This is a genomic window from Halosegnis longus (assembly GCF_009663395.1).
GTDB classification, from domain to species: domain Archaea; phylum Halobacteriota; class Halobacteria; order Halobacteriales; family Haloarculaceae; genus Halosegnis; species Halosegnis longus.
On sequence record NZ_QKNW01000001.1, the window covers coordinates 474,517 to 500,169 of the forward strand.

Sequence of the window (25,653 nt, forward strand, 5' to 3'; positions counted from 1 at the left end):
CACACAGTGGCACAAGTGAGAGAGTACACACAGATGGCGCGAATGGAGACCGCAGACTTCGAGACGGACCTGAGTCTGTTCAAGTACGACAATCTGGAGCAGCTACCGCCGGCCTACCGGGAGCTAACGGAGGCTGAACGGACGGAGCGCATCGAGGCGGCGACCGAGGCGTTGGGCGATGACGTGCTCATCCTCGGCCACAACTATCAGCGGCGGGAAATCGTCGAACACGCCGACTTCACCGGTGATTCCTACGCGCTGTCGAAGCGCGCCGCAGAGTCGGAGGCGAGCCACGTCATCTTCTGTGGCGTGACGTTCATGGCCGAGTCGGCGGACATCATCACCGACGCCGACCAGTCCGTCCTGTTGCCGTCGATGGAGGCCTCCTGTCCGATGGCCGGGATGGCCGAGGCCCTGCAGGTGGATGCGGCGTGGGACCAACTCACCGCCGCCGCGCCCGACGCGGATATCGTCCCCATCACCTACATGAACAGCTACGCCGACCTGAAGGCGTTCTGCGCCGAGCAGGGGGGACTGGTCTGTACCTCCTCGAACGCCGCAGACGCCTTCGAGTGGGCCTTCGAGCGCGGGGATACGGTGTTGTTCTTACCCGACAAGCATCTCGGCGAGAACACCGCCCACGAACTGGGGATGGCCGACGCCGTCGCCGAGTGGGACCCGTGGGCAGAGGGTGGAGCCGACGCCGCGCAGGCGGCCGACGCCGACGTAATCCTGTGGGACGGCTACTGTCAGGTCCACGAGCGCTTCCGCGAACACCACGTCACCGAGGTGCGCGAACGCTACGACGACGTGAACGTGGTCGTCCACCCGGAGTGTCGCCGCGAGGTCGCGGCCGCCGCCGACGTGGTCGGCTCGACGGCCACCATCTGCGAGACGGTCGCGGACGCCGACCCCGGCGACCGGTGGGCAATCGGCACCGAAATCCACCTCGCGAACCACCTCGACCGCTGGCACGAGGACGTGGCGGTCGTCCCGCTGTGTGGTGACGCCTGCATGGACTGTAACGCGATGCGGCAGATTGACCCGAACTATCTCACGTGGCTGTTGGAGGAGCTGGTCGACGACACTGAGCGCAACCGCATCGAGGTCGCCCCGCAGGAGGCCGAACTGGCCGAGGTCGCCCTCGACCGGATGTTGGAGCTATGAAGACGAGTGAGTCGGAGACGCTCGTGGTCGGTGGGGGCATTGCGGGCTGTGCGGCCGCGCTCGCGGCCGACCGCGCCGGCGGCGACGTGGTGCTCGCGACGAAGGCGACCAGACCGGAGGAGACGAACAGCTACTGGGCACAGGGCGGCGTGGCGGTGACGCGTTCGGACCCGGAGACGTTCCGGGAGGACATCATCGAGGCCGGGGCGGGCGCCTGCGACCCGGCGGCCGTCGAAACGCTCGTCAGGGAGGCGCGGCCCGCAGTCGACGACGTGCTCGTCGAGACGCTTGGAGTCCCGTTCGACACCAACGGGGAGGGATTCGACTACGGCCGGGAGGCCGCACACAGCGAGTCGCGCATCCTCCACGTCGACGCCGCGACCGGCGCGGCCATCCTTCCGCGCTTCCTCGAACACCTCCGCGAGGAGACGGCCGTGACCGTGCGCGAGGACACGGCCGCCCTCGATTTGATAACCCACGAAGGACGGGTCCACGGCGCGTTATTGGAACGCGACGGCGACGTGTCCGCGCACTTCGCCGGCGGGACGGTGCTCGCGACCGGGGGTATCGGCGCGGCCTACGACCGGACGACGAACCCCGACGCGGCGACCGGCGACGGCATCGCGATGGGTGCACTCGCCGGCGCTGACGTGGCGGACATGGAGTACGTCCAGTTCCACCCGACCGCGTTCGCGGGCGAGGAGGAGAACGGGACCTTCCTCCTGAGCGAGGCGGTCCGCGGGAAGGGAGCCGTCCTCCGGAACGGCGACGGCGAGCGGTTCATGCCCGACGTGCACTCGGACGGCTCGCTCGCCCCCCGTGACGTGGTGGCCCGGGCCGTCGCTACGGAGCGCGCGGAGACGGGTGAGGTTCGACTCGACGTGTCCGAGGTTGCGTTCGAGTCGTCGTTCCCCGGGCTCGCGAAGCGGTGTCGCGACCGCGGCGTCGACCCCGCCGAGGGGATTCCCGTCGCGCCGGCCGAACACTTCTGTTGTGGCGGGCTGGCGGTCGATATGGACGGCCGGACCTCGCTGGACCGGCTGTTCGCCGCCGGCGAGTGTGCCCGGACTGGCGTCCACGGCGCGAACCGGCTGGCCTCCACCTCCCTGCTCGAAGGCCTGGTCGTCGGTCGCCGCGCCGGTCGCGGGGCGGTCGGCACGTCCCCCGAGCGCGTCGAGGTGAGCGAACCGCGCGACAGCGACCCCGACCTCCCCGCCCGGTTCGCGACCGAGAAGGGCGACCGCCTCCGGCGGACGATGACCGAACACGTCGGTATCGAGCGCACGAGCGACGGCCTCCGACGAGCGGCCACGAGCATCCGCCGGCTGAAGGGCGAGGTCGACGCCTACACCCGGACGCGGACGAGCCGCGAGCTGTACGAGCTCCGGAACGCGACGGTGACAGCGCTGCTCGTCGTGCGCGCGGCGACCGAGAACGACGAGTCCCGCGGGTGTCATTACCTCGCGGACACAGAGGTGCAGTATGCTGATTGAGCAGTCGCAGATCGAGGCGTGGCTCCGGGAGGATATCGGCCACCACGACGTGACCAACGACGTGCCCGGCGAGACGACCGGCCGACTCGTCGCGAAGCAGGACGGCGTGGCGGCCGGAGTCGAGGCCGCACAGGCGGTCTTCGAGTATCTCGACGTGTCGGTGACCGACAGGGTAGAGGCGGGGACGCACGTCGCCGCCGGCGACGAACTGCTCGCCGTCGAGGGGACGGCCAGTGACCTCCTGCGCGGCGAGCGCGTGGCGGCGAACCTCGTCGGCCACGCCTCCGGCGTCGCGACGACGACGCGGCGGGCCGTCGACGCCGCACGCGAGGTGCGCGAGGACGTCGCCGTGGCCGCGACCCGGAAAACGACGCCCGGACTCCGGGGCATCGAGAAGCGCGCCGTCGCCGCCGGCGGCGGTGACACCCACCGGCTCACCCTCTCGCACATGGTGCTCGTCAAGGAGAACCACATCGCGGAACTGGGGATGGCAGAAGCCGTCTCTCGGTGCGTCGACCGCGTCTCCTTCGCGACGAAGGTGGAGTGTGAGGTGGAGACGCCGGCCGACGCGACCCGGGCCGCCGAGGCCGGAGCCGACATCGTCCTGCTCGACAACATGAGTCCGGCAGAGACGGCAAACGCCGTCGACTTACTCGACGGGGAGGCGCTCATCGAGGCGTCGGGCGGTATCACCCACGAGGACGTACCCGCCTACGCGGAGACCGGCGTCGACGTGATTTCGATGGGGGCGCTCACCCACTCGGCCGACCAGTTGGACCTCTCCTTCCGGACGGGGTGAGCTGAATCACTCGGATTCCATACAAAAATTCGCTATCGGAATCACTCATGGCTCGCGTCCACGAACACCGTGTATGGACCGGGTGGTCGCGAAGTACTACCTGTTCGAAGCGACACGCAACGCGCATCTCTCGGGGCCGGTTTGGGTGTTGTTTCTCCTCTCGCGGGGGGTCAGCTACTCCGGCGTCGGGCTGTTGGATGCTGCGTTTTCGGTGACAATTCTGCTCTCGGAGCTTCCGACCGGGTACGCTGGCGATAGAATCGGTCGACGGCGTGCGCTCCTCATCGGAACTGCCGGTACCACTGTCGGCTCTATCGCCTTCGCGTTCGGCCAGTCGCTGGCGACGTTTCTACTGGTGTACGTGTTCCTTGCTGTCTCACAGACGTTCGCATCCGGGAGCGACAGCGCATGGCTGTATGAAACGCTGGAGACGAGGCTTGAGGCCGACGCGTTCACGCGGGTCCGTGGTCGTGGCCGTGCACTCGGACTGGTGACGGGCGGGGTGGCGGCGGTCGCTGGCGGAATACTCGGGTCGGTGAATCTCGCGTGGCCGTGGCTCGCCAGTGGGCTCGTGACGGCGGTCGCCGTGCCGGTCGTTGCGACGTTCCCCGCCTCGGCGACTGCAGACACGAGCGAGCAGACACAGCGGGCCGTGATTCGGGCGGTCCGAGACAGATTACTCGGGACCGACCTCCGGTGGTTTATCGTCTACACGGGAGTATTCGCGGCGGTGATGGGGGTGGTGAACTTCTTCGTTCAGCCGGTGACACAGGATGCGGTAACGGGGGTGACGGTCGCGGGCTACAGCCCGGATTCGGTCGTAATCATCGGTGGTGTGTACGCGGCGTTCTCACTCGTGTCGGCGGTCGTGACGGCAAAGGCCGGGCGTGTCCGTGCGGCGGTCGGAACGGCAGGCTGGTTTCGGGTGGCTCCCCCGGCGCTCGGTGCACTCCTCGCCGGGGTCGTAGTCGTGCCGGCCGCGACAGTGCCGTTGTTTTTTGTTCTACGGGCGGTTCGGAGCGTCACGGAGCCGCTACAGGGGCAGTATCTCAACGACCGGACGGGGTCGCTCGGTCGAGCAACGACCCTCTCTGCCGTGGCGATGGCCCACTCGCTCGTCGTCGCCCCGTTCGAGGTAGTCGGGGGAAGCATGGCCGATGCACTCGGCGTCATTGCCACAATCTCCCTGCTCGGCGGGGGACTGCTCGCGGTCGGGCTAGTGTGGTCGGTCGCTCACAGCGACTTCTCGTAGCCGACGTAGTCGTGGTCGGCGTCGTCGTTCTCCCAGACGGTGTAGCGGTCGTAGCCCCGTTCCTCGTAGAAGTCGATGAGGAACGGGTGGCCAGTGTAGGTTCCCAACTGGAGCCGGTTGTACCCCTGCTCGCGGGCGTACGCCTCGGCGCGCTCAAACAGCCGGGTACCGACGCCGTGACCCTGTTCGTCGGGCGCGACGGCGAGCCGTTCTGCGAACGGGTGGTCCTGGCTTTCGAGGATGCGGACTGCGCCCACGATGTTCCCGTCGCGCTCGGCGACGAATTCTGCCGAAGGTTCTGCAGAGTCGAACCACGACCGGACGTACTCTGCGTCCACGTCCGTCATCCCCGTCGGGTAGCCGAGGTCGGCCGCCGTCTGGTACGCGGCGCGATACAGCGGGACGAGGGCAGCCACGTCGTCGGTCGTCGCGCGGCGAATCTCGACTCCCCTGCTCACTCGAGTAACACCTCGCCGGTCATCGCCTCGGGGACGGGAACGCCAATCGCGTCCAGCAGGGTCGGGGCGATATCACAGAGCGCGCCGCCCTCACGGACCGTCGCGTCGGCGTCGCCGGCCGCCGGCACGGAGACGAACGGGACCGGATTCGTCGTGTGGGCGGTGTGTGGCGACTCTTCGGTCCCCATGTCGTCTGCGTTGCCGTGGTCGGCGGTGACGAACAGGTGGCCAGCGGCATCGCGAACAGCCGTGGCGAGCCGCGAGAGATTCGCATCGACGGCCTCGACGGCCGCGACCGCGGCGTCGAAGTCGCCCGTGTGGCCCACCATGTCCGCGTTCGCGTAGTTGAGTATCAACACGTCCGGGTCCTCGCTCTCGATGTGCTCGACGGCGGCGTCGGTGAGTTCGGGAGCCGACATCTCGGGCTGTCGGTCGTAGGTCGCCACGTCCGGCGACGGGACGATGTGGCGCGACTCGCCGGCGAACTCCACTTCTCGCCCGCCGTTCAGGAAGTAGGTGACGTGGGGTGACTTCTCCGATTCGGCCATCCGGAGCTGGGTGTGGTCGGCGTCGGAAAGCGTCTCTCCGAGCGTCTGCTCGGGCTGATTCGGCGGGAACGCCACTCGTACGTCGAAGGTGGCGTCGTACTCGGTCATCGTGACGAGATGCGGCTCGGGCGGGGTCACGTCCACGTCCCACGTCGGCCGGATGTCGGCGAGCATCCGCGTGAGCTGGCGGGCGCGGTCGGCCCGGAAGTTGAAGAAGACGACCGCGTCCTCGGGGGCGAGGGCGTCGCCGTCGGCGACGAGCGTCGGCTCGATGAACTCGTCGGTGTCGCCGCGGTCGTAGCTCGCCTCGGCGGCGGCGACGGCGGCGTCGGCGGCGTGTGGAGCCTCCCGGTTCACGATGGCGTCGAAGGCACGCGCCGTGCGCTCCCAGTTCTCGTCGCGGTCCATCGCGTAGTAGCGGCCGGAGACCGTCGCGACGTCGCCGGTGTCGTGCTCCTCGACGGTCGCTTCGAGGTCGGCGAGGAAGCCAGCGCCCGACTTCGGGGCGGTGTCGCGTCCGTCGGTGAAGACGTGGGTGACCGCATCGACGCCGGCGTCGGCCGCGGCGGCGATGAGCGCGTGGAGGTGGTGCTGGTAGGAGTGGACGCCGCCGTCCGATACGAGGCCCATGAAGTGGACCTGTGCGTCGTTCGCGCGGGCGTGGGCGAAGGCGTCGGCGATGGCCTCGTTCTCGCCGATGCGGCCGGCGTTGCTCTCCTCGCTGATGCGCGTCGAGTCCTGGAGGACGACCCGACCCGCACCGATGTTGAGGTGACCGACCTCGCTGTTGCCCATCTGGCCGTCGGGAAGTCCGACCCGGCGGCCGTGGGTTTCGAGTCGGCCGGCCGCGCCGCGCTCGGTGAGCCCGTCCACGGTCGGCGTGTCTGCCGCGCGGACGGCATCGCGCGCGTCGGGGTCGTCGTTCAGCCCCCAGCCGTCGAGGATAACGAGTGCCGCGTGCATGCGCGAGGATTCGCCGGCGGGCGTAAGTAGGGTTCGTTATCGGGCCGTGACGTAGCCGCTGCCGGCACCCGTCAGCCCGACGCCGACGACGAAGCCGAGCAGCGAGCCGAGCGGGAGCGCGCCCTCGAAGCCACCGGTCTCGGTCCCCGACACGGGCGAGAAGACCATGAGCGCGACGAAGACGACGAGCAGCAGACCGACGATGCCGACGGCGGCGGCGAGTCCGCCCGCGGCCGCACCCTCGGACGGGTCGTCCGCGCGGTCGCCGACGATGCGCCCGACGAGTATCGCCACGATCGGCGACAACAGGAGCGCGAACACGAGCGCGACGGCCACGCCGTTGAACAGGCCGCCGCCGAAGCCGAGCGACTGGGCAGACGGGGGCCGGCCGCCGGGACCGAGCGCGCTCGCGAGGAAGATGGAAATCGTGTAGCCGACGCCGAAGACGAGAAACGTCGCGACGCCGGTGACGGCAGCGCCACGGAGCGCGTTGCCATCGGCCACGGGGACGGCCACGGTGTCGGCGCGCGTGACGGCCGCGGCACCGGCGGCGGTCAGCCCGATACCGACGGTGAAACCGACCAGCGGCCCGGCACCGATGACGCTCGTTCCGGTGTCGCTCGCGGCGCCACCGAGCGCGCTCGCGACGGCCAGCCCCGCAAAAACCATCACGAGAAAGCCGACGACCGACGCGAGCGCGGCGTCGACGGCCGAGCGCACTCCGTCGTCGGCGGCGATATCCCGCCCGACGAGGACGGCGACGAGCGGCGACAACACGACCGCGAGCGCGAAGCCGACGACCGCACCCGCACCGCCGAACAGTTGGCCCGCGACCGCGTCCGTCGTTCCGCCCCCGATGAACTGATTCACGAAGAAGAACGTCAGGATGAAGCCGAGTCCGACGGCTGCGTACAGGCCGACGGCCGCGACGACGCGCCGGTTCGTCGGCGGCGACTCCCGCCCGTCCGTCGCAGCCGTCGCAGCCTCACCGTCGTCTCCGACGGTCGCAGCTGGTTCCCCACTCCCAGTGTGGGACGCCGTCTCGGTTGGGTCGTCTGTCATCGGCCGGGAGTGTCACCCGTCCGTCAAAAAGCTACCCATAGCCCGTGCGCCGAGTCACTTTTTGCCGGCGGCCACCCGACTCCGACAACGAATGACGCTCGACCCCGTCCACTTCAAGGCCATCTCGCGGTTGGCGAGCGGCGTCTCCCGCAGCGTCGACGAGTCACAACACCGCGAGTTCGGCGAGACGGTGTGGGCGGAGTGGCTCGACCCGCTCGTCTCGGACGGCCGCGAGGTGGTCGAACCGCTCGGCGAGCAGCGGCGCTACCGCGTCAACGCCACCGATATCGCGCTCGAAGCCGACGAGTACCACCCCCGCCACGGGCTTGACTCAGGGACGATCAACCCGACCACGTTCAAGAACGGGCTGGTCGCGGACGTGGCCCACGCCGCGATGAGCCGCGTCCCCTCGGACCTCGAACTGCACCGTGGCCGCACCAACGTCGTCGCCGTCCACTCCAACGACGTGACCATGGGGAACGTCGGCGGCGACTGGCAGATGGACGACGGCGGCTACGTCCGCCAGCGACTCCTCCACGTCCCGACGACCGACCACGCCAAGACCGCCGTCGTCCACGAACTCGCACTCTACATGGCCGAGGCGACCCACGCGACGGAGAACGCCGACGCCGTCACCGACCTGCTCGTGATGGACGGGCCGATCTATCCGAAGGGGTTGTTGACGTGGCTCCAGCGCGACCCCGAGCTCGCGGAGCTGCTCGCGAGCGACGAGCGCCCGCGCGAGGTGCTTCAGCTGTACATCGACCTCGTGGAGCGGTTCATCGAGCGTGACATCCCGATGCTCGGCTTCGTGAAGAACCCGGCGAGCCGGCTCATCACCCGCGCAATCCGCGAGAAGGAGGGGAACTCGCCGTGGCTCAACGACGCCGCCTTCTTCTCACAGCTGCTCGAACAGGGGGAGATGGACGACGGTGAGTGGGTGCGCGAGACGGAGGAGCTCACGTACACGAACTGGTTCGTCTCCCGCGGGAGCACGGACCGCGCGCTCGTCTCCCCGGACGTTCCGGGGGTCGAACACGCCTACGAGACGGCGGCGTACGAAGTCACCTTCGCGATGGTGTACGACCCCCGGACCAATACGGTCTACCGGGTGGAAGCGCCCCGCTACTTCACCGACGACGCCGACCGTCGCGAGCGACTCATCCGCCAAGTTCTGAAAGGCGTCGCGAGCGAACAGGGTCCGCCGGCCGTCGTCGGGAAGGCCGACTCGCTGGCGAAGATTAGCGCACGCGAGACGACGGCGCTCCGGCGCGCGCTGGAGGAGGCGTTCGACTCGGAAATCGACGCCGACTACAACGACGACCGCTGGGGGCCGTTCGTCGAGTAATGACGGCAAAGCATACATATCAGTGCTCGTGAACGGTAGGGATAAGATGAGTGAACATGGGACACAGAGACGAACAGTACTGACGACAGCAGGGGGTGTCGTGGCGGTGCTGGCTGGCTGTACGTCTTCGGAAACACCGTCGACGGACGGTGGCTCGGACGCGACGACGGGAAGCGAAGTGACAGGCGAGACAGCGGACGCGACGGGCTGGCCGACCGCCTTCGGTACCGCCGGGAACACCTGTTTCTCGACGGATTCCGGACCGACCGACGGCACCCCGAACTGGACGTTCTCGCGTGACGAATTTCAACCGCGTGCACCGTGCGTGGCTGATGGAACCGTGTACGTCGTCGGTGCCGTCGGTGAGTCGGGGAGCGAACAGATGCGCGTGTTCGCACTCGATGTCGCGACCGGCGACCTGCAGTGGGAACAGACGGTTCACGACAACTCGCTCCCCCGCAGGAGTTCCGCGCCGACCGTCGCGGACGGTATCGTCTATGTGGTCACCAACGACAGCTATCTCGACGGACTCGGACTTGTAGCACTTGACGCTGCAGACGGCGAGATTCTGTGGGAGCTGTCGGGCGCAGCGGGAAACCACTACGGCGGTCCGGTCGCGCTCAACGGGCGAGTCCACACGATAACCGAATCCCCGGACGAAGCGAGTGCCCTCCGTGCGTTCGAGCCGGATGGCTCGCTCGCGTGGGAAAATTCCCCCGGCGACCAGGCGCTGAGTGCGTACGGCATCGCCGGCGGGGGAAACAGCCTCGTTGTTACCGACGTGACCGGCGTGTACGGTGTCGATGCAGCAGACGGCGAGACGCGCTGGGAGATTCCAGCGGATGAGTTCGAAGAGCGTCTTCAGCTACCGCCGGCCGTCGCCGGAAACACCGCGTTCGTCGCGACCGGCGCGACCAGCATGACCAGAGGACGAACGGAGCCCGAGTCAACGTATCGCCTGTATGCACTCGATATCGCGAACGGAGCACAGCGATGGCGGACCAGCATGAGCAACGATGACGAACCGGCTGCTCCGGCTGGACCGCTGGCGGTGACCGACGACGCCGTGTTCGTGGTACAGGCACCAATTACCGACGGTGGTCGCGAACTTGTCGCCTACGACCGAACGTCGGGAACAGTTCAGTCGCGGCAGTCGCTTCGTTTTGTTCCGAATCTCGCTAGTCCGACGGTCGCGGGGGGGACCCCGTACGTTCCAGCAGATTTCGGTATCGTGACCGATGACGGTACGCTGGCGGAGTCACTTGAGTTGTCGGCGGCGCTGCAGGCGAACTGGGGGGTTCCCGTGTTCGACGGGCAGGCGGCGGTCGTTACCAATGAGGGAATCGCGCTGTTGCAGTAATCAAGCTTCCGTCGGTTCGAGCACGTCGATAATGACCTCATTTTCCGCGACGCCGAGGCGGGCGAACTGCGTGCGGAGATGCTCCTCCGCGGCGGCAATGGCGCGGTCGCGCTCCTCGAAGCCGCGCGGCGTCGGCGACTCGAAGGCGACGCGAATCTCCTTGCCGCCGATGGTCTGGGCCTGTCCGCCGGTGGCCACCTGATAAAAGGAGTCACACACCCAGACGTACGGCGCGTCGGGGTCGGCCGCACCGCGGTAGGAGGGTGGCTCCTCGCCGGGTTCATACAGCGTGCCCGTCACCCCCGTTCCGCCCGCGAAACCGCGAATCTGTAGCATACCCGACGTAGGGGTGGGAGACGTAAATGGTCGCCGTCAGTCGCTCCCGGCTATCGGCTGGGCGAACTGCACCTGCTTCGGTCGCAGACCGACCCGGCGGTAGAACCGTCGTGCACCGTCGTTGTGCCACTCACAACTCACTTTGAGTTGGTCGCAGTCCCGCTCGCGGGCGATAGCGCGCACGCGCTCAATGACCGCCGTGCCGTGACCCTGACCGCGGTGTTCCTCGTCGATAGCGAGGTTCTCGATACGGAGGTACCGGGCCTGTTCGCGCGAGGGGTGGTCACCCTCGCGAAGGGTGAGAAAGCCAATCGTCTCGCCGTCGTGGGCGATGAGGTAGTTCGAGACGGCCTCGTCATCGAGGAGGGCGCGGAAGCCGTCGTCGGGAACGTCGCCGAGCGCGTCGTCGCTGAGTTCGTTCAGGTCGTCGTACTGTTCCATCTCGCGGGCGAGGGCGTACCAGCGGCTGGTGAGCGCGTCGAGGTCGTCCGCGGTCGCATCGAGGAGACGCATACCGACGCGTTGGACGTGGGTGGCTTGATGATTTGGCCGGTGTGGTACCTGTTGGCGTGGCGTCGCATCGCACGTCGCCAGAACGCATAAACCGTCGCCGGGCGACGTGTGGATATGCGCAGTGTTCGGACGACTGTGTTCGTAGGCCCCGCGTAGGGCCACCACTATCCTCTCTCGGCGCGCGCACCGTTTCCGAACAGTCTAAACACACCACACAGTATCACGACACATGAGCACGGACGATATCGAGGGGAGCTACGACCCCGAGGCCGTCGAGTCCAAGTGGCGCGGCCACTGGGTCGACGACGGCACCTACGAGTACGACGAATCGAACACGGACCCGAACACGGCCTACAGCATCGACACCCCGCCGCCGACGGTGTCCGGGAGCCTCCACATGGGTCACCTGTACAGCCACATCGCGCAGGACTTCGCCGCCCGCTACCACCGGATGGCCGACGGTGATGCATTCTTCCCCTTCGGCTACGACGACAACGGCATCGCGAGCGAGCGGCTCACGGAGCGCGAGCTCGACATCCGCCACCAGAACTACGAGCGCCGGGAGTTCCAAGAACTGTGTCGCGAGGTCTGTCAGGAGTACGAGGCCAGCTTCACCGAGGAGATTCAGGAGCTCGGCATCTCCATCGACTGGTCGAACACCTACAAGACCATCGAGCCGCGCGTCCAGCGGCTCTCTCAGCTTTCCTTCCTCGACTTGTACGAGCAGGGCCGCGAGTACAAACAGCGCGGGCCGGCCATCTGGTGTCCCGACTGCGAGACGGCCATCTCACAGGTCGAAACCGAGGACGCAGAGCGGGACGCCCACTTCAATGACATCACCTTCGAGATCGTCGACGGCCCCCGCGACGAGGTGACGATTGCGACGACGCGTCCGGAGCTGATTCCGGCGTGTGTCGCCATGTTCGTCCACCCGGACGACGAGCGCACCGACGACCTGCCGGGGTCGACCGCGCGCGTCCCGCTGTTCGGCCACGAGGTCCAGATTCTCGAAGACGAGCGCGTCGACATGGAGAAGGGCACCGGCGTCGTGATGTGTTGTACCTTCGGCGACCAGAACGACATCGAGTGGTATCAGGCCCACGACCTCGACCTCCGCGTCGCCATCGACGAGTCGGGGACGATGACCGAGGAGGCCGGCGACTACGCCGGCATGTCCACCCACGAGGCCCGCGAGGCCATCGTCGAGGACCTCGACGCGGCGGGCCACCTCGTCTCCCGCGAGGGGATCGTCCACGACGTGCAGGTCCACGAGCGGTGTGAGACGGACATCGAGTACCGCGTCACCGACCAGTGGTACATCGAGCTGCTCGACAAGACGGACGAGTATCTGGAGGCCGGCCGCGAGATGGACTGGTACCCCGAGAAGATGTTCACCCGGTACAAGCACTGGGTCGAGGGGCTGGAGTGGGACTGGTGTATCTCCCGCCAGCGCGACTCGGGCATCCCGATTCCGGTCTGGTACTGCGACGCGTGCGACGAGACCGTCTTCCCGGAGAAGGCCGACCTGCCCGTCGACCCGCTGTCGGACGACCCGCCCGTCGCGGAGTGTCCGGCATGTGGCCACGACTCCTTCGAACCCGAAGAGGACGTGTTCGACACGTGGGCGACGAGCAGCCTGACCCCGCTGATTAACGCCGGCTGGGACTGGAGCGAGGAGGAGGGCTTCGCCTTCGAGAACCCGGAACTCTATCAGTTCGACCTCCGGCCGCAGGGCCACGACATCATCAGCTTCTGGCTGTTCCACACCGTCGTCAAGTGTTACGAGCACACCGGCGAGGTGCCGTTCGACTCGGTGCTCATCAACGGCCACGTTCTCGACAGAGACCGTCGGAAGATGTCGAAATCGAAGGGGAACGGTATCGACCCCCGCGAGGTCATGGACGAGTACCCCATCGACGCCATCCGCTACTGGGCCGCCTCCACGTCCGTCGGCGAGGATTTCCCGTTCAACGAGAACTCGATGCGACAGGGCGAGAAGCTGCTCCAGAAGCTGTGGAACGCCTCGAAGCTCGTCGACTCGCTCGCTGACACCGACCCCGCCGAGCCCGACGAGTTCACCGCGATGGACGAGTGGCTGCTCGCCTCCCTCGATGACGTGACCGAGACCGTCACAGCGTACTTCGAGGCCCACGAGTACGCGAAGGCGCGCGACGAGCTCCGCGCGTTCTTCTGGCACACGTTCTGTGACGATTATCTCGAAATCGCCAAGCAGTCGGACGCCGACTCGACGCCGTACACCCTGCGTGTCGCCCACCGGCGCTTCCTGAAGCTGTTCGCGCCGTTCGTCCCGCACGTCACCGAAGAGATACACACGACGCTGTACGGCGACGACTCCGTCCACACGCTCGCGTGGCCCGAATCGGAGGGGTACGAATCGAACCGCGCGGCCGGCGAGACGGCACTCGAAGTCATCTCGGCGCTGCGCGGCTACAAGACCGACAACGGTCTCGCGCTCAACGCCACCCTCGACGACGTTGCCGTCTACGGTGACATCGAAGGGTTCGAGAACGCGATTTCGGGCGTCATGCACGTCGAGAGCCTCGAGCGGCTCGACGAGGCTCCGGCGCTCTCGACGGAGATTTCGGGTATCGACCTCGACTACTCGAAGGTCGGCCCGGAGTTCGGGAGCAAGGTCGGCGACATCGACTCGGCCATCGAGGCCGGCGAGTACGCCATCTCCAACGACCAGCTGCACGTCGCGGACGAGGTGCTGGACTCGGAGCTGTTCGAGGTCGAGGAAGAACGAACCTTCGCCGGCGAGGGTGAGTTCATCGAGACCGAGAACGCGGTCGTGATTATTCGGTAACGGCTTCCATTCTGTCTTTTTGTTCTGATTTCGGCTTTCTGTCGGTGTCTGTCTGGACAGTGACTACTCTGGCTGAGGTGACCCTTCTAGCAACAGCACCACTCTGGTTGCTTGGCACAGGGGAAACCGCACCGCGCCAACCCTCCCCCGCGACGCACACGCGCTATCGCGCGGTGCGTCAGGCCACCGCCACAGTTGCCCAATCAAGCAGCACAACGCGGGGGCGTGAGCCGGCGCGCCTTGTGCGCGCCTGTCGTCGCGAGGGATGAACGAGCGCAGCGAGTGAATCGGTTGGGGAGGCACGTGGACGGTGTGGTGGGACTGAAAGGGGCGGCCGTGTCGCGTTTACTCGGTCGGTCCCGTGACCCCTCTCGACGTGAGCGAAGCGAACGAGAGATGTCACGGAGAGACCGCGACACGGCCGGGGCTTTCCGGCTGTTCATAACAGGATAATCAGCGGACGACACGGCCGGGACTTTCCGGCTGGTCACAACAGAGCAAGCAGACCAGTCAAAACAACAAAACCAACCAAATCACTCAGAAACAGACCCAGAACGAACGAGCCACACCCGAACGGAGAGTGACAGAAAGATAGCGAGCATCGTCAACAGCACGGCGAAGCCGGCAGCCAAGTCGTGGGCGGCGACGTCATGGACAATCTCACCACCGACGTACTCGGCGTTCAACACGGTGTGGTGTGGCTCGCCGACAATCGGAACGAAGTAGTCGACGATGTCGTTGAAGCCGTACCACGCGAACGCGACGGCGACGGCCCAAATCGGGAAGTCGGCGTACTGCGGAATCAGGAACCCCTGCACGACCATGCCGGCGTGACTCCAGATGAGGAACTGATACAGCCACAGCGGGGTCGCGCCCTGCCCCTCGATGACGAGTTGGACGAAGGGTGCCCACGCGCCGAGCTTGAGACAGCCGAAGAAGGCGAGCGCGTGCAGCCACGGCACGTCGTACTCGAGCCGCCACGCGATGAGCGAGAGGGCGATAAAGAGGGTGGCGACGGGCGAGTCCGGGACGACGGGCCACGCCGCGAGCACCGTGCGCTGGAACTGCGGGATGTAGTAGTAGAAGCCGGCGACGACGCCGAGCAGATTGACGATGGCGATGGGCCACGCGAGCCGGAGCCCGAAGGCGGCGAGCCAGTCGGGCAGCGGGGCGAGATACCACGGGAGGTCGCGCTCGGGTGGGTCGATATCGCCGCCCGGCGTGCGGGCCGCGAGGGCGTTCAGTCGGTCGCCGAGCGAGCCGGTCATACGCGGGGGGTAGAGCGACCGGGAGAAAAACACGGCGAAAACGGAGCTATCGCCGGTGGAAGGGCACGGATTAAGTGAGTGAGACCCCTACTGTTGGGTATGTCAGAGACCGATATCGAAGAGCTCCGACGCGGGACGGACCTCGTGAAACGCGGGTTCGCGAAGATGCAGAAGGGCGGCGTCATCATGGACGTGGTGAGCCGCGAGCAGGCCCGTATCGCCGAGGACGCGGGCGCAGTCGCCGTGATGCATCTCGAGTCCGTGCCGGCCGACATCCGCAAGCGCGGCGGCGTCGCACGGATGGCCGACCCCGGCAAGCTGGAGGAGGTCATCGATGAGGTCTCGATTCCGACGATGGGGAAATGTCGTATCGGCCACACCGCCGAGGCACAGATTCTCGAAGCCGCGGGCGCGGACATGCTCGATGAGTCCGAGGTGCTCACGCAGGCCGACGACCGCTATCACATCGACAAGCGCGACTTCACCGCGCCGTTCGTCTGTGGCGCGCGCAACCTCGGCGAGGCGCTCCGCCGCATCGACGAGGGCGCGGCCATGATTCGCACGAAGGGCGAGGCCGGCACCGGCGACGTGAACCAGGCCGTCACCCACCAGCGCAACATCCAGCGGTCCATCCGGAAGCTGTCGGGGATGAACTACGAGGAGCGCGACGAGTGGGCGCGCGAACACGAGGCCCCCCGGCATCTCGTCCACGAGACCGCAGACCGCGGTCGCCTCCCCGTCGTCAACTTCGCCGCTGGCGGCATCGCCACCCCCGCCGACGCCGCGTTAATGATGCAACACGGCTGTGACGGCATCTTCGTCGGCTCGGGTATCTTCGGTGCAGAGAACCCCGAGGCGATGGGCGAGGCAATCGTCGCGGCGGTCAACAACTACGACGACCCCGAGACGCTGAAGGAGATCGCGAAGTCGCCGGGCAAGGGCATGAGCGGGCAGGCAAACGCCCTCCTCGACGAGGACGAGAAGCTGCAGGGTCGCGGCGTCTAGTACCGGACGTTTCTGTCCAGGACTGCCATGTCCGTCTCCAGTTCGCCGACGCGCTCGAAGGTGGGCGGCGAGACGATACGCGAGGCCGTCGACCGGTCGCGTGAGGCACCCATCAACACGAGGTCGAACCGGGGAGCCGCGCGCTCGATGAACGGCTCCACGGGCTGTCTGGAGACGCGCGTCTCCACGTCGAACTCACACGTCTCCGCCAGGTTCGCGAGCATCGACTCCGCGCGCCGGCGGTCGCCCTCCGAGCCGATACAGGTCGCCAGCGTCACGCCGCCCGGCTCGGCGAGGCGGCCGGCGAAGGCGAGCATCTCGTGGGCAACGTCGCTGGCACGCCGCACCGGGACGAGCACCGTGTCCCACTCGCTGCGGTGGCGGTCGACGGGTTCGTGGGCTAACACGTCGACGGAGCCGCGAAACAGCGACGTGATGAACGGCGACAGCTGGCCGTCGGTCCCCTCGTAGGCCGTCGCGATGAGGCCACAGTCGAGTTCGAGCGCGGTGGCGTCGATGACCTCGGCGGGCACGTCGCCGGTCGCGACGACCTGCTCACACTGCGCGCCGGTCGTGGCGGTGACGCGCTCGGCGAGTCCTTCCAGCCGAGCAGCGCTGGGCGCGGCGACGGCAGCAGGGTCAGCCGCCTCGGTTTCGGGCGTATCGAGTCCGAGCGTCGCGGCGTCCTGTCGAGTTGCCACGTCGTCGGGCGCGGCCGCGGCGCTCGGGGTAGCACTCCGGAGCAGGTCGCGCTCGGCTTCGGCGACCGTCTCGGAGTCGACCACGTCGGCCAAGACGACGGTCCCCGTCTCGCCGGCGATACGCCCCGCGAGCATCGCGGTGACGGTCGTCTCGTCGCCGAGCGTCGGGACGAGGACGCGGTTCGCGCTCTCGGTCGAGCGGTAGAGGATGTCGGCGCGGCGCTCGTAGACGGCGTCGCGCCAGAGGACGAACGCGCCGGCGACGGCCCCGCTCGCAGCGGCGGTGAAAATCACGTACAATGCGAGGGGTCGATACGGCGCACCGGCGGCGGTCGGCACCAACAGCGCGAGCAGCGCCGTCGAGAACGCCGACGGCTCCTCGATGTCGAACGCCCAGGTGACCGCGGCGGTGAGAAAGACCGCGAAGCCGGCGGCCAGCGGCGAGACGACCGAGAGGAGTTCCCGCGCGCCGGGAGCGATGAGGCCGGTCTCGATGGCGACGACGACGGCGAGTGAGCCACACAGCGCGCCGACGGTCAAGCCGAGCGTGAACCGCCACGGGTCCGCGTACTGTCCCTCGGGGTCCGAAAAGAGGGTGAACGTCCCCGAGGCGAGCGGCGGAAACAACACGAACGGAAGCAGGTCGACGCTGTTCGAGGCGGCCGTCACGACGACGATGAGGACCGGAACGGCGACCAGCCCCGTGAGGTGGACGAAGTTGGTCGTCGTCTCCAGCCACGCGGCGAACTCCGCGAGTTCGCGCCGTTCGACCCGACGTACCCTGTCGAGCAGTCGGCGCGCGCGGTCGCGGATACCCATCGCTCGAATCGAAGGCGGGCACAGACTAAACGCTCTCGGCGGCGGAGAGAGCAGATGCTCGGTCAGCGTTTATACGTGGCTCGCCCGTCTGTGTGAGTGCAATGGGGGATTCCGAGTACGCACTGCTTGCACGGTTCGAGGCGAACGACGGGAGCGAGGAAGCACTCGCCGGCTTCCTGACCGACGCGCTCGCGATGGCGCGCGAGGAGCCGGGGATGACGACGTGGTTCGCGCTCCGATTCGACGAGTCGACGTTCGGCATCTTCGATACGTTTCCGGACCAGGCGGGCCGCCAGGCGCACCTCGAAGGCGAGATTGCGGCCGCGCTGCTGGCCGACGAGGATAATCTGCTCGCCGGCGAGCCGGAAATCGAGGAGGTCGACGTGCTGGCGGCGATGCACGCCGACGAGTAGTAGTCGGAGGTTACAGGTCGCTCGCGGCGTCGAGGGCGATGCCGATGGCGCGCTCGACGTTGTTCTTCGCTTTCTCCGGGAGTTCCTCGTCGGAGTCGGCTCCCTTCTGCGTGCCGGCGACGAGGTTCCCGTCGACGGTACAGATTGCGCCGGCGGCGAGTCCGCGGCGGCGCGCGAGCGAGAAGACGGTGGCGGCCTCCATCTCGATGGCGAGCAGATTCGCCTCGTTCCAATCGGCGACGTACTCGTCGGACTCGTTGTAGAAGGCGTCGTCCGAGACGATGGGGCCGACGTGAATCGCCTCGTCGTTGGCTTCCGCCGACTGGACGAGCGCCGTCAGCGTCTGGTAATCCGGGACGGCGGGGTAGGTCTCGGACTCGTAGCGCTTGGAGGTGCCCTCCTCCTTGGCCGCGCCGGTCGCGACGATCATGTCGCCGACCTCGATATCCTCCTGGAGTGCGCCGATGGTGCCGACGCGGATGAACGTCTCGACGCCGACGCGGGCCAGCTCCTCGACGGCGATAGCGGCCGACGGACAGCCGATACCCGTCGAGCAGATGGTCAGCTCGCGACCCTCGTAGGTGGCGTTGACGACCTTGTACTCGCGGTTTTCGGCGACGGTCTCGACGTTCTCACACTGCGTGGCGATGCGCTCGACGCGGCCCGGGTCGCCGGGGACGAGCGCGATGTCGTTCACGTCTCCCTCCTCGACGAGCAGGTGCGGCTGTTTTCCCATACGCGCGTCTCTCGACGACGAACAAAGAGTGGTCCGTTTGCGCCGCCGGCAGTATCGACCGAACCCGGCCGGCTTTTCTCCGTCCCCCGTGAAGCGTCCGTATGCCGCATCTCTTCGACGAACTCGAACTCCGCGACACCACTCTCAGAAACCGCATCGCCGTCTCCCCGATGTGTCAGTACTCCTGTGACGACATGGACGGGCTGGCGACCGACTGGCACAAGGTGCATCTCGGCTCGCGCGCGACCGGCGGCGCGGGGCTCATCATCAGCGAGGCGACCGCCGTCGAGCCGCGCGGGCGCATCTCCCCGCAGGACCTGGGTATCTGGTCGGCCGAACACGCCGACGCGCTCGCGGACACAACGGCGTTCATCAAGAAACACGGCGCGGTGCCGGCTATCCAACTCGCGCACGCGGGGCGGAAGGCCTCGACCTACCGACCGGGCGACCGCGACGACCGCACCACCGTCGCGGACGAGGACGGCTGGACGCCCGTCGGCCCGACCGAGGAGCCGTACCCGTACGAGCAGCCGCTCGACACGCACAAGCTCACCACCGAGGAGGTCGAGGAAGTCGTTGAGTCGTTCCGCGAGGGGGCCGAACACGCCCTCGACGCCGGGTTCGAGGCCGCCGAGGTCCACGCCGCCCACGGCTATCTCCTCCACGAGTTCTACTCGCCGCTCACGAATACGCGCGACGACAAGTACGGCGGCGACTTCGAGGGTCGCACCCGGCTCGTCCGCGAGGTGACCCGCGCGGTGCGGGAGGTGTGGCCCGACGACAAACCCGTCTTCGTCCGCCTCTCCGCGACCGACTGGATGGGCGATGAGAACTGGACCGTGGAGGACACCGCGCGGCTCGCTCCGCTTCTGGCTGCGGACGGTGCCGACATGCTCGACATCTCCGGGGGCGCGAACCACCCCGACCAAGAGATTCCACACACCGGCCCGCATTATCAGGTGCCGTACGCCGAGACGGTGCGCGAGGCGCTCGACGACACGGACTGTACCGTCGGTGCGGTCGGCGCAATCAACACTGCAGAGGGTGCCGACGCGCTCGTCCGCAACGAGCGCGCCGACCTCGTCTTGCAGGCGCGCCAGAGCCTCTACGACCCGAACTTCCCGCTCCACGCGGCCGAGGAGTTGGGCGTCGAGCCGCCCGTCCCGCGGCAGTACTACCGCGGCTTCTGACTCACCACGACTCGATGCGCTCGCGGGCACCGCGGTAGCCCGCGGCGGTCCGCCACCGCTCGCCGGAGGCGAGATGTTCCACCTCGTAGCGTGCGCCACACTCCCCACAGCGGCGAGTCTCGGGGTCGGTCACGACCGCCGAGGCGCGGTGTCTGTCGGCCGTCCACGCGCAGTTCGTACACTCCAGCCGGAGCCGCGGGGTCGTGAACGCCGGACACGTGACGGAAACGTCGAGCCGGTCGGCCTGCTCGCGAAACCGCGCGCCGTGGCCCGCCTCGCCGGCCGTCTGGTACTCCCACGCGTGGATGAGTTCGTGGCGAATCACCCGTTCGAACTGCGCGCGGTCGAATCGCTTCGCGGCACCCCACGCCAGCCGAATCGTTATCGCGTCGCCGTCGTACGTGCACGCGCCGGCCCGCTGCTTGGCCCGCGTCGACACCTCCCAGTCGAGCGAGTCGGTGTCGACGGGAAGCGGGACGCTGTCGGCGTACGAACGCGCGTACTCCAGAAGAGCGTCGTGGCTCCCCGGCGGCCACATCAGTCGTCGGTCGCGCCGAGCTGATCCAACACCGCGGGGGGCATCTGCTGGCGGACCGCGTCGGGAATCTCGTCCGGCTCTGCGTCGGCCAACTGGCTCGGTGCGCCGCCGGTCGGGTCGAACAGCTGGAGGGCGGTGTGGATGGTGGTCCAGTCGTCCTCCTCGGCGGCGGCGCGGAGACTCTGTGTCGGCGCGGCGAGCAGCTGAGAAACGAGCGTGTCGGCCATCGCCTCGATGGTGGCGCGCTGGTCGTCGGTCAGCCCGTCCTCCTCCAACTTCGAGAGCGCCGTCGAGAGTTCGCGCTCTTTCATGCGTTCTGCCCCTTCGTACATCGCGGAGATGACCTCGTCGGCCCGCTTGCGCTTGTACTGGGCGAGCAGGTGGTCGAGTTCCGTCTCGATGATGTCCTCGACCTCGCGAGCGGCGGTCTGCCGGGAGGCGAGGGTCGCGTCGGTCAGCGAGCGCAGGTCATCGAGGTCGCGCACGTCGACGCCGGTGACGCCGGCGGCGCTGGGTGCCACGTCGCGCGGCTGGGCGATGTCGATGATGAACGTCTCGCCGGCGTTGAGCAGCGTCTCGCGGTCGAGGACTGGCGTCGAGGAGCCGGTGGCGGTGACGACCACGTCAGCCTCGGTGACGGCGACCGGAAGCGCGCCGAGTCCGACCGCCGAGACGTTCCCGTCGAGCGTCTCGGCGACGTGGTCGGCACGCTCCCGTGTCCGGTTCGCGACGACGACCTCGGCCGCGGAGTCGGTGAACGACTGGGCCGCGAGCGTCCCCATCTCGCCGGCCCCGACGACGAGCGCGGTCGCGCTCGCGAGGTCACACTCCGTGCCGGCGAGTCGCGCGGCAGCGGAGCCGAGCGAGACGACACCTTCGTTGATTGCCGTCTCGGTGCGGGCGCGCTCGCCGACGTGGAGCGCCTTCAGGAGTGCATCGTCGAGCACCGGGCCGACGGCACCGGCGGTGCGGGCGGTGTCGTATGCGCTGCGGAGCTGGCCGAGAATCTGGTCTTCGCCGACGATGAGCGACTCCAGACCGCAGGCGACCCGGAGTAGCTGTTCGAGCGATTCCTCGTGGTCGAGCTCGCGGGCGGCCTCGGCCGGGGCGTCGGTGGCGTACTCGTCGAGGACCTCGCGACCACGAGGTTCCTCCTCGGTCACGACGTACGCTTCCGCGCGGTTGCACGTCTGGAGGACGAACGCCTCCTCCACGCCCGGCTGAGCGGCGAGGTGTTCGACGGCCTCGCGTTCGCTCAGCGAACAGACGGCCTCGATATCGTCGATGGAGGCGCTGGCGTGGGAGATGCTAACACCGGAGATGAGAGCGGAGTCAGTCACGTATTGTCACCTACTGTGTCACGAACGACGCGGTCGGCTCGTTGCCGTGCGTTAGTTCCTCCTGTACCTAAATGCTTCCAAACCCCATCGTCTCGCACCACCGCCCGAACCGCATCCCGGCGGCGCGACGGGTCGACGCCGTCGGCCTGTAGCTCGTCGCGAATCTCGCCCGCGAGCGCCGCCATCTCGCCCGCGTGCTCGATGTCCGTCTCTATCTGTTCGCGCAGATACTTCGAGAGCGCCGGTGCGCTCCCGCCCGTCGAGATGGAGACGACCACGTCGCCGTCGCGCACGGTCGCGGGGACGACCACGCTCCCGAGGTCGCGCTGGCCGTGCGTGTCGGTCCGGTTCACGAGGACGTTCCGAGCGCGCGCGTCGGCCTCAATGCGGGCGTTCAGCGTCGCGTCGTCCGTCGCTGCGACCACGAGCGCCGGCTCCGTCCGGTCGAGCCAGCCGGCCACGTCCTCGGGCGCGGGGGCCTCGCGGACGAACTCCGCGCCGCCGAAATCGGTGTCGGCGAACTCCGGCGCGACGACGACCACCCGCGCCTCGCGGGTGAAGCGTCTGGCCTTGCGCGCGCCCACGCCGCCGCCGCCGAAGACGAGCACCGTCTCGCCGGCGAAGTCGTGTAACAGCGGAATCACGCCGTCTCCTCTGTCTCGACCGTGTTCGCCTTCGCTCGCTCGTCCAGCCGGATGCCGGTCTTCTTCAGGATGCGCGTCGAGAACAGCGAGTCCCACTCGTCGTCGTCGACGTCCCAGTACTGTGCCATCACGTCCCGCACCTGCTGGATGCGGCGCTCGCTTTCGGCCTCGTCGCGGCCGTGCGTCATCGCGAAGAAGTTGTACGGCCACACGCCCTCGTGGCGCGGGCGACGGTAGCAGTGGGTGACAAACTCCAACTCCGCGATTTCCGGCCCGACCTCGTCCACGAGGTCGTCGGGCACGTTCCAGACTGTCATCCCGTTTTCTGTGTAACCGAGCGCGTAGTGGTTCGGGATGACGCCGACCCGGCGTACCTTCCCCTCCTCGTTGAACCGTTTGACGGTCTCGAGAACCCACGAGACGGGCTTGTCGATGTCCGCTGCGATGTCGGCGTACGGCGTCCGCGTCGTCGGGAAGCCGCCCTGAATCGCCATCACGAGGTCGTACTCGTCGGGCGAAAGCGAGCGCCGGTCCGTCGGCGTCACGTCCGGGCCGAGTCCCGAGAGGTCGATATCGCCGTCGGGAATCGGCCCGTCGAGCAGGAACTTCGCGCCGACGTGGAACTCCCGGAGCTTCGGCATATCGTACGTCTCCTGTCCGGTCCGTTCCTCGATGCGGTCGAGCACGTCCGCGACGCCGTCGCTGTCGGCGACGGAGACGACGAACCACATATTCAGATGCGGATGTTCCCGCTCGTAGTTGTGGGCGACCTCGCGGAAGTCGTTCACCTGTTCGGCGATTTCGTCGTAGCGCTCTTCGGGGGCGTGGAGGGCGACGAGCGAGGCCGCACCGCCGATCTCCTCGGCGTTGACGAGCGCGCCGTACCGCGAGAGCGCGCCGGCGTCGACCATCTCGGTGAGGCGGGCGTGGAGCTCGTCGGCGTCAATGTCGACGCCACGCTCCGTGAGCTCGTCGGCGGCCGGCTCGAAGGGGTCCTCGACGACTGGAAAGCCACCTTGGAAGGCGTTCACGATTGCGCGGTCGAGACGGTCGAACTCGTAGTCGACGGGGCCGCGAGTCATTGCCGTAACTGGGGGCTACCGGGTGATAAGCCCCTCGCCGTCGGCTACTCGCCGAGGACGCTCGTCACGTCCAGCCCCTCGTCGTCGAGGGCCGCGACGATTGCGTCCTGGTCGGCGCTGGCCTCGTAGTAGAAGACGACCTCGTAGTGTTGGTCTCGCATCAGCTGCTGGCACTCCCAGACGAACTCGTCGCCGTCGAGGGTGCGTCCCTGGTGTTGGTTGACGCCGAAGTCGGGGTCGTCGTTGCCCGAGTAGACGTACGTGTCGGCGGGGTCGAACCCCGCGTTCGCGGCGATGGTCTCGCCCACGTCGAGGGTGAGCTGGTGGAGCGTCGGCTCCTCCTCGCCCGTGAGGTCGGTGTGGACGATGAGACCGTTCAACTCGATGTCGCCGGGTTCGAGCAAGGCCTTCGCTCGCTGATAGAGGTCGCGGTCGGTCACGTCGCTCATACACGAACCAGGAGTGTGGCCACTAAACAGCCACCGATACGCGCGAGGCGGCGCGGTGGCTGGGAGGGGTTGTATCGACGCCGTAGAAACACGCCGCCGCAGTCTGAAACCGCTACCGTGACACTACCGAGTTACAGTCGGGTGACGTTCGTCGCGCGCGGGCCCTTCTCGGCCTGCTCGATGTCGAACTCCACTTCCTGTCCCTCTTCGAGGTCCGGACCGCCGACGTCTTCCATGTGGAAGAACACGTCCTCGTCTGCGTCCTCGGTGTCGATAAAGCCGTAACCGCCAGTGTCGTTGAAGAAATCAACAGTTCCTGTCGCCATTGCGTCTGAACGAAGAGTGGACGTAGGTAAAAACCCACCGGCTACACTCGCCGGCGGACGGTCACAAGACTGATACGGGTACGCGGCAGAGCAAATCCAATGACGACGCCGCTGCGTCGCGTCGCGAGCTCGCTGTACGAGCGGCTCTTGGCCTACGGTATCGACGCGACCCCCAGTCACGTCGCCGTCATCCAGGACGGCAACCGCCGGTACGCCCGCGAGCAGGGCGACGACGAGACGGACGGCCACCGCGCGGGCGCTGAGACCACCGAATCGGTGCTCCGGTGGTGTCGCGACCTCGACATCGAGGAGCTCACGCTGTACGCGTTCTCGACGGAGAACTTCGAGCGCCCCGACGACGAGCTCGAATCGCTGTTCGACCTCATCGAGTCGAAGCTGTACGAGTTCGCCGACAGCGACGAGATTCACACGGACGAGGTGCGGATTCGCGCCATCGGCGAGACCGACCGGCTCCCGCCGCGGGTGCGTGCGGCCGTCGAGTACGCCCACGACCGCACCGCCAGCTACGACGGGCTCCAGTTGAACATCGCGCTCGCGTACGGCGGCCGCGCGGAACTGCTCGGGGCCGCCCGCGAGGTCGCCCGCGACGTGCAGGCGGGCGAGCTTTCGACCGACGACATCGACGCCGCCGAACTCGACCGCCGGCTCACCACCCAGCCGACCCGGGACGTGGACCTCATCATCCGGACCGGCGGCGACGAGCGCACGTCGAACTTCCTGCCGTGGCACGCCAACGGCAACGAGGCGGCCGTCTTCTTCTGTACCCCGTTCTGGCCGGAGTTTCGCCGCATCGACTTCCTGCGCGCGATTCGCACCTACGAGTCGCGCGAGGCGTCGTGGCGGACGACCCGGACCCGGCGCGCCCGCACGCTCGTGGAGTCGCTGCGCGACAGCGAGCTTCGGGAGGCGAAGCGCGTCCTCGGTCGAAGCGAGTCGGGCAACCCGGAACTCGACGTCGAGGGCGACGTAGAGCCGACCGCCGACTGACGGCGCAC

Annotated in this window: 25 protein-coding genes; 11 read left to right on the plus strand and 14 right to left on the minus strand. The window is 67.7% G+C overall.

What is annotated here, in order from left to right; all coding sequences use genetic code 11:
• Positions 1-42: 42 nt before the first annotated feature.
• The 4 genes from nadA to DM818_RS02615 all read left to right on the plus strand — a co-directional run bounded on the left by nadA (position 43) and on the right by DM818_RS02615 (position 4,711).
• Positions 43-1,167 carry a quinolinate synthase NadA gene (gene nadA / locus DM818_RS02600; protein ID WP_172977328.1) on the plus strand — a complete coding sequence of 375 codons (1,125 nt, stop codon included), beginning with the start codon at positions 43-45 and terminating at the stop codon, positions 1,165-1,167.
• Positions 1,164-2,660: an L-aspartate oxidase gene (locus DM818_RS02605; protein ID WP_075938219.1), complete on the plus strand. Its 1,497-nt coding sequence runs from the start codon at positions 1,164-1,166 to the stop codon at positions 2,658-2,660. The genes nadA and DM818_RS02605 overlap by 4 nt, the downstream gene beginning before the upstream one ends.
• Positions 2,650-3,459: a carboxylating nicotinate-nucleotide diphosphorylase gene (gene nadC, locus DM818_RS02610; RefSeq protein ID WP_394351326.1), complete on the plus strand. Its 810-nt coding sequence runs from the start codon at positions 2,650-2,652 to the stop codon at positions 3,457-3,459. Before DM818_RS02605 ends, nadC begins: the two co-directional genes overlap by 11 nt.
• A gap of 73 nt (positions 3,460-3,532) precedes the next feature.
• Entirely contained in the window at positions 3,533-4,711 is a 1,179-nt protein-coding gene (locus tag DM818_RS02615) for an MFS transporter (protein ID WP_153952265.1), read from the plus strand.
• Here DM818_RS02615 and DM818_RS02620 read toward each other — a convergent pair.
• Genes DM818_RS02620 through DM818_RS02630 form a run of 3 tightly spaced genes read right to left on the minus strand, consistent with a single transcriptional unit; the run spans position 4,693 to position 7,742 of the window.
• Positions 4,693-5,169 carry a GNAT family N-acetyltransferase gene (locus DM818_RS02620; protein WP_153952266.1) on the minus strand — a complete coding sequence of 159 codons (477 nt, stop codon included), beginning with the start codon at positions 5,167-5,169 and terminating at the stop codon, positions 4,693-4,695. The genes DM818_RS02615 and DM818_RS02620 overlap by 19 nt on opposite strands.
• Positions 5,166-6,680: a 2,3-bisphosphoglycerate-independent phosphoglycerate mutase gene (gene gpmI, locus DM818_RS02625; protein ID WP_075938216.1), complete on the minus strand. Its 1,515-nt coding sequence runs from the start codon at positions 6,678-6,680 to the stop codon at positions 5,166-5,168. Before gpmI ends, DM818_RS02620 begins: the two co-directional genes overlap by 4 nt.
• A 36-nt stretch (positions 6,681-6,716) precedes the next feature.
• Positions 6,717-7,742: a hypothetical protein gene (locus DM818_RS02630; RefSeq protein ID WP_075938215.1), complete on the minus strand. Its 1,026-nt coding sequence runs from the start codon at positions 7,740-7,742 to the stop codon at positions 6,717-6,719.
• Positions 7,743-7,833: 91 nt separating this feature from the next.
• On the opposite strand from DM818_RS02630, the gene DM818_RS02635 reads away from it, so the two are divergent.
• Positions 7,834-9,090 carry a DNA double-strand break repair nuclease NurA gene (locus tag DM818_RS02635; protein WP_075938214.1) on the plus strand — a complete coding sequence of 419 codons (1,257 nt, stop codon included), beginning with the start codon at positions 7,834-7,836 and terminating at the stop codon, positions 9,088-9,090.
• 178 nt (positions 9,091-9,268) lie between these two features.
• Positions 9,269-10,450 carry an outer membrane protein assembly factor BamB family protein gene (locus DM818_RS02640; RefSeq protein WP_172977276.1) on the plus strand — a complete coding sequence of 394 codons (1,182 nt, stop codon included), beginning with the start codon at positions 9,269-9,271 and terminating at the stop codon, positions 10,448-10,450.
• Here DM818_RS02640 and DM818_RS02645 read toward each other — a convergent pair whose 3' ends face one another.
• Together DM818_RS02645 and DM818_RS02650 are read right to left on the minus strand one after the other, a co-directional pair.
• Positions 10,451-10,786 (minus strand): DUF7113 family protein, encoded by a 336-nt coding sequence (locus DM818_RS02645; RefSeq protein ID WP_123123877.1) that lies wholly within the window; start codon positions 10,784-10,786, stop codon positions 10,451-10,453.
• A 36-nt stretch (positions 10,787-10,822) separates the two neighbouring features.
• The gene (locus DM818_RS02650) at positions 10,823-11,299 is read right to left on the minus strand and encodes a GNAT family N-acetyltransferase (RefSeq protein WP_075938211.1); all 477 of its coding nucleotides are present in this window, start codon (positions 11,297-11,299) and stop codon (positions 10,823-10,825) included.
• Between the two features lie 229 nt (positions 11,300-11,528).
• On the opposite strand from DM818_RS02650, the gene DM818_RS02655 reads away from it, so the two are divergent.
• Entirely contained in the window at positions 11,529-14,126 is a 2,598-nt protein-coding gene (locus DM818_RS02655) for a valine--tRNA ligase (RefSeq protein ID WP_123123876.1), read from the plus strand.
• A gap of 533 nt (positions 14,127-14,659) precedes the next feature.
• Here the strand turns inward: DM818_RS02655 and DM818_RS02660 are convergent.
• Positions 14,660-15,394, minus strand: a complete 735-nt coding sequence (locus DM818_RS02660) for a DUF1405 domain-containing protein (protein ID WP_123123875.1) — start codon at positions 15,392-15,394, stop codon at positions 14,660-14,662.
• Positions 15,395-15,493: 99 nt separating this feature from the next.
• On the opposite strand from DM818_RS02660, the gene pdxS reads away from it, so the two are divergent.
• On the plus strand, positions 15,494-16,399 hold the full coding sequence (gene pdxS, locus DM818_RS02665) for a pyridoxal 5'-phosphate synthase lyase subunit PdxS (RefSeq protein WP_075938208.1): 906 nt from the start codon (positions 15,494-15,496) through the stop codon (positions 16,397-16,399).
• Here pdxS and DM818_RS02670 read toward each other — a convergent pair.
• Positions 16,396-17,919, minus strand: coding sequence for an HPP family protein (locus tag DM818_RS02670; protein ID WP_123123874.1), 1,524 nt, complete (start codon positions 17,917-17,919; stop codon positions 16,396-16,398). The genes pdxS and DM818_RS02670 overlap by 4 nt on opposite strands.
• A gap of 101 nt (positions 17,920-18,020) precedes the next feature.
• Between DM818_RS02670 and DM818_RS02675 the strand changes: the two genes are divergently transcribed.
• Positions 18,021-18,332, plus strand: coding sequence for a putative quinol monooxygenase (locus DM818_RS02675; RefSeq protein WP_075938206.1), 312 nt, complete (start codon positions 18,021-18,023; stop codon positions 18,330-18,332).
• Positions 18,333-18,342: 10 nt separating this feature from the next.
• Here the strand turns inward: DM818_RS02675 and DM818_RS02680 are convergent, their stop codons facing one another.
• Positions 18,343-19,068 (minus strand): nucleoside phosphorylase, encoded by a 726-nt coding sequence (locus DM818_RS02680; RefSeq protein ID WP_075938205.1) that lies wholly within the window; start codon positions 19,066-19,068, stop codon positions 18,343-18,345.
• A 101-nt stretch (positions 19,069-19,169) separates the two neighbouring features.
• Here DM818_RS02680 and DM818_RS02685 point away from each other — a divergent pair, with 101 nt between their 5' ends.
• The gene (locus DM818_RS02685) at positions 19,170-20,258 is read left to right on the plus strand and encodes an NADH:flavin oxidoreductase/NADH oxidase (RefSeq protein ID WP_123123873.1); all 1,089 of its coding nucleotides are present in this window, start codon (positions 19,170-19,172) and stop codon (positions 20,256-20,258) included.
• A 1-nt stretch (position 20,259) separates the two neighbouring features.
• On the opposite strand, the gene DM818_RS02690 is transcribed toward DM818_RS02685, so the two are convergent.
• The 6 genes from DM818_RS02690 to DM818_RS02715 all read right to left on the minus strand — a co-directional run bounded on the left by DM818_RS02690 (position 20,260) and on the right by DM818_RS02715 (position 24,637).
• On the minus strand, positions 20,260-20,796 hold the full coding sequence (locus DM818_RS02690) for a SprT-like domain-containing protein (protein ID WP_153952268.1): 537 nt from the start codon (positions 20,794-20,796) through the stop codon (positions 20,260-20,262).
• On the minus strand, positions 20,796-22,136 hold the full coding sequence (gene hemA, locus DM818_RS02695; protein WP_153952269.1) for a glutamyl-tRNA reductase: 1,341 nt from the start codon (positions 22,134-22,136) through the stop codon (positions 20,796-20,798). The genes DM818_RS02690 and hemA overlap by 1 nt, the downstream gene beginning before the upstream one ends.
• Complete coding sequence (locus tag DM818_RS02700; RefSeq protein WP_075938201.1) at positions 22,133-22,780, minus strand: precorrin-2 dehydrogenase/sirohydrochlorin ferrochelatase family protein; 648 nt, start codon at positions 22,778-22,780, stop codon at positions 22,133-22,135. Before DM818_RS02700 ends, hemA begins: the two co-directional genes overlap by 4 nt.
• Positions 22,777-23,862 (minus strand): siroheme decarboxylase subunit beta, encoded by a 1,086-nt coding sequence (ahbB, locus tag DM818_RS02705; protein WP_153952270.1) that lies wholly within the window; start codon positions 23,860-23,862, stop codon positions 22,777-22,779. Before ahbB ends, DM818_RS02700 begins: the two co-directional genes overlap by 4 nt.
• Before the next feature lie 44 nt (positions 23,863-23,906).
• Positions 23,907-24,311 carry a DUF5778 family protein gene (locus DM818_RS02710; protein WP_075938199.1) on the minus strand — a complete coding sequence of 135 codons (405 nt, stop codon included), beginning with the start codon at positions 24,309-24,311 and terminating at the stop codon, positions 23,907-23,909.
• Positions 24,312-24,442: 131 nt separating this feature from the next.
• Positions 24,443-24,637, minus strand: coding sequence for a cold-shock protein (locus tag DM818_RS02715; protein ID WP_075938198.1), 195 nt, complete (start codon positions 24,635-24,637; stop codon positions 24,443-24,445).
• Positions 24,638-24,736: 99 nt separating this feature from the next.
• Here DM818_RS02715 and uppS point away from each other — a divergent pair, with 99 nt between their 5' ends.
• The gene (gene uppS, locus DM818_RS02720; RefSeq protein ID WP_123123872.1) at positions 24,737-25,645 is read left to right on the plus strand and encodes a polyprenyl diphosphate synthase; all 909 of its coding nucleotides are present in this window, start codon (positions 24,737-24,739) and stop codon (positions 25,643-25,645) included.
• Positions 25,646-25,653 lie beyond the last annotated feature (8 nt).

Excerpts from the sequence above, each read along its gene's own strand:
- nadA (WP_172977328.1), top strand. The coding sequence starts at position 43 with ATGGAGACCGCAGACTTCGAGACGGACCTGAGTCTGTTCAAGTACGAC.
- DM818_RS02605 (WP_075938219.1), top strand. The coding sequence starts at position 1,164 with ATGAAGACGAGTGAGTCGGAGACGCTCGTGGTCGGTGGGGGCATTGCG.
- nadC (WP_394351326.1), top strand. The coding sequence starts at position 2,650 with ATGCTGATTGAGCAGTCGCAGATCGAGGCGTGGCTCCGGGAGGATATC.
- DM818_RS02615 (WP_153952265.1), top strand. The coding sequence starts at position 3,533 with ATGGACCGGGTGGTCGCGAAGTACTACCTGTTCGAAGCGACACGCAAC.
- gpmI (WP_075938216.1), bottom strand. The coding sequence starts at position 6,680 with ATGCACGCGGCACTCGTTATCCTCGACGGCTGGGGGCTGAACGACGAC.
- DM818_RS02630 (WP_075938215.1), bottom strand. The coding sequence starts at position 7,742 with ATGACAGACGACCCAACCGAGACGGCGTCCCACACTGGGAGTGGGGAA.
- DM818_RS02635 (WP_075938214.1), top strand. The coding sequence starts at position 7,834 with ATGACGCTCGACCCCGTCCACTTCAAGGCCATCTCGCGGTTGGCGAGC.
- DM818_RS02645 (WP_123123877.1), bottom strand. The coding sequence starts at position 10,786 with ATGCTACAGATTCGCGGTTTCGCGGGCGGAACGGGGGTGACGGGCACG.
- DM818_RS02650 (WP_075938211.1), bottom strand. The coding sequence starts at position 11,299 with ATGCGTCTCCTCGATGCGACCGCGGACGACCTCGACGCGCTCACCAGC.
- DM818_RS02655 (WP_123123876.1), top strand. The coding sequence starts at position 11,529 with ATGAGCACGGACGATATCGAGGGGAGCTACGACCCCGAGGCCGTCGAG.
- DM818_RS02660 (WP_123123875.1), bottom strand. The coding sequence starts at position 15,394 with ATGACCGGCTCGCTCGGCGACCGACTGAACGCCCTCGCGGCCCGCACG.
- pdxS (WP_075938208.1), top strand. The coding sequence starts at position 15,494 with ATGTCAGAGACCGATATCGAAGAGCTCCGACGCGGGACGGACCTCGTG.
- DM818_RS02670 (WP_123123874.1), bottom strand. The coding sequence starts at position 17,919 with ATGGGTATCCGCGACCGCGCGCGCCGACTGCTCGACAGGGTACGTCGG.
- DM818_RS02675 (WP_075938206.1), top strand. The coding sequence starts at position 18,021 with ATGGGGGATTCCGAGTACGCACTGCTTGCACGGTTCGAGGCGAACGAC.
- DM818_RS02680 (WP_075938205.1), bottom strand. The coding sequence starts at position 19,068 with ATGGGAAAACAGCCGCACCTGCTCGTCGAGGAGGGAGACGTGAACGAC.
- DM818_RS02685 (WP_123123873.1), top strand. The coding sequence starts at position 19,170 with ATGCCGCATCTCTTCGACGAACTCGAACTCCGCGACACCACTCTCAGA.
- DM818_RS02690 (WP_153952268.1), bottom strand. The coding sequence starts at position 20,796 with ATGTGGCCGCCGGGGAGCCACGACGCTCTTCTGGAGTACGCGCGTTCG.
- ahbB (WP_153952270.1), bottom strand. The coding sequence starts at position 23,862 with ATGACTCGCGGCCCCGTCGACTACGAGTTCGACCGTCTCGACCGCGCA.
- DM818_RS02710 (WP_075938199.1), bottom strand. The coding sequence starts at position 24,311 with ATGAGCGACGTGACCGACCGCGACCTCTATCAGCGAGCGAAGGCCTTG.
- DM818_RS02715 (WP_075938198.1), bottom strand. The coding sequence starts at position 24,637 with ATGGCGACAGGAACTGTTGATTTCTTCAACGACACTGGCGGTTACGGC.
- uppS (WP_123123872.1), top strand. The coding sequence starts at position 24,737 with ATGACGACGCCGCTGCGTCGCGTCGCGAGCTCGCTGTACGAGCGGCTC.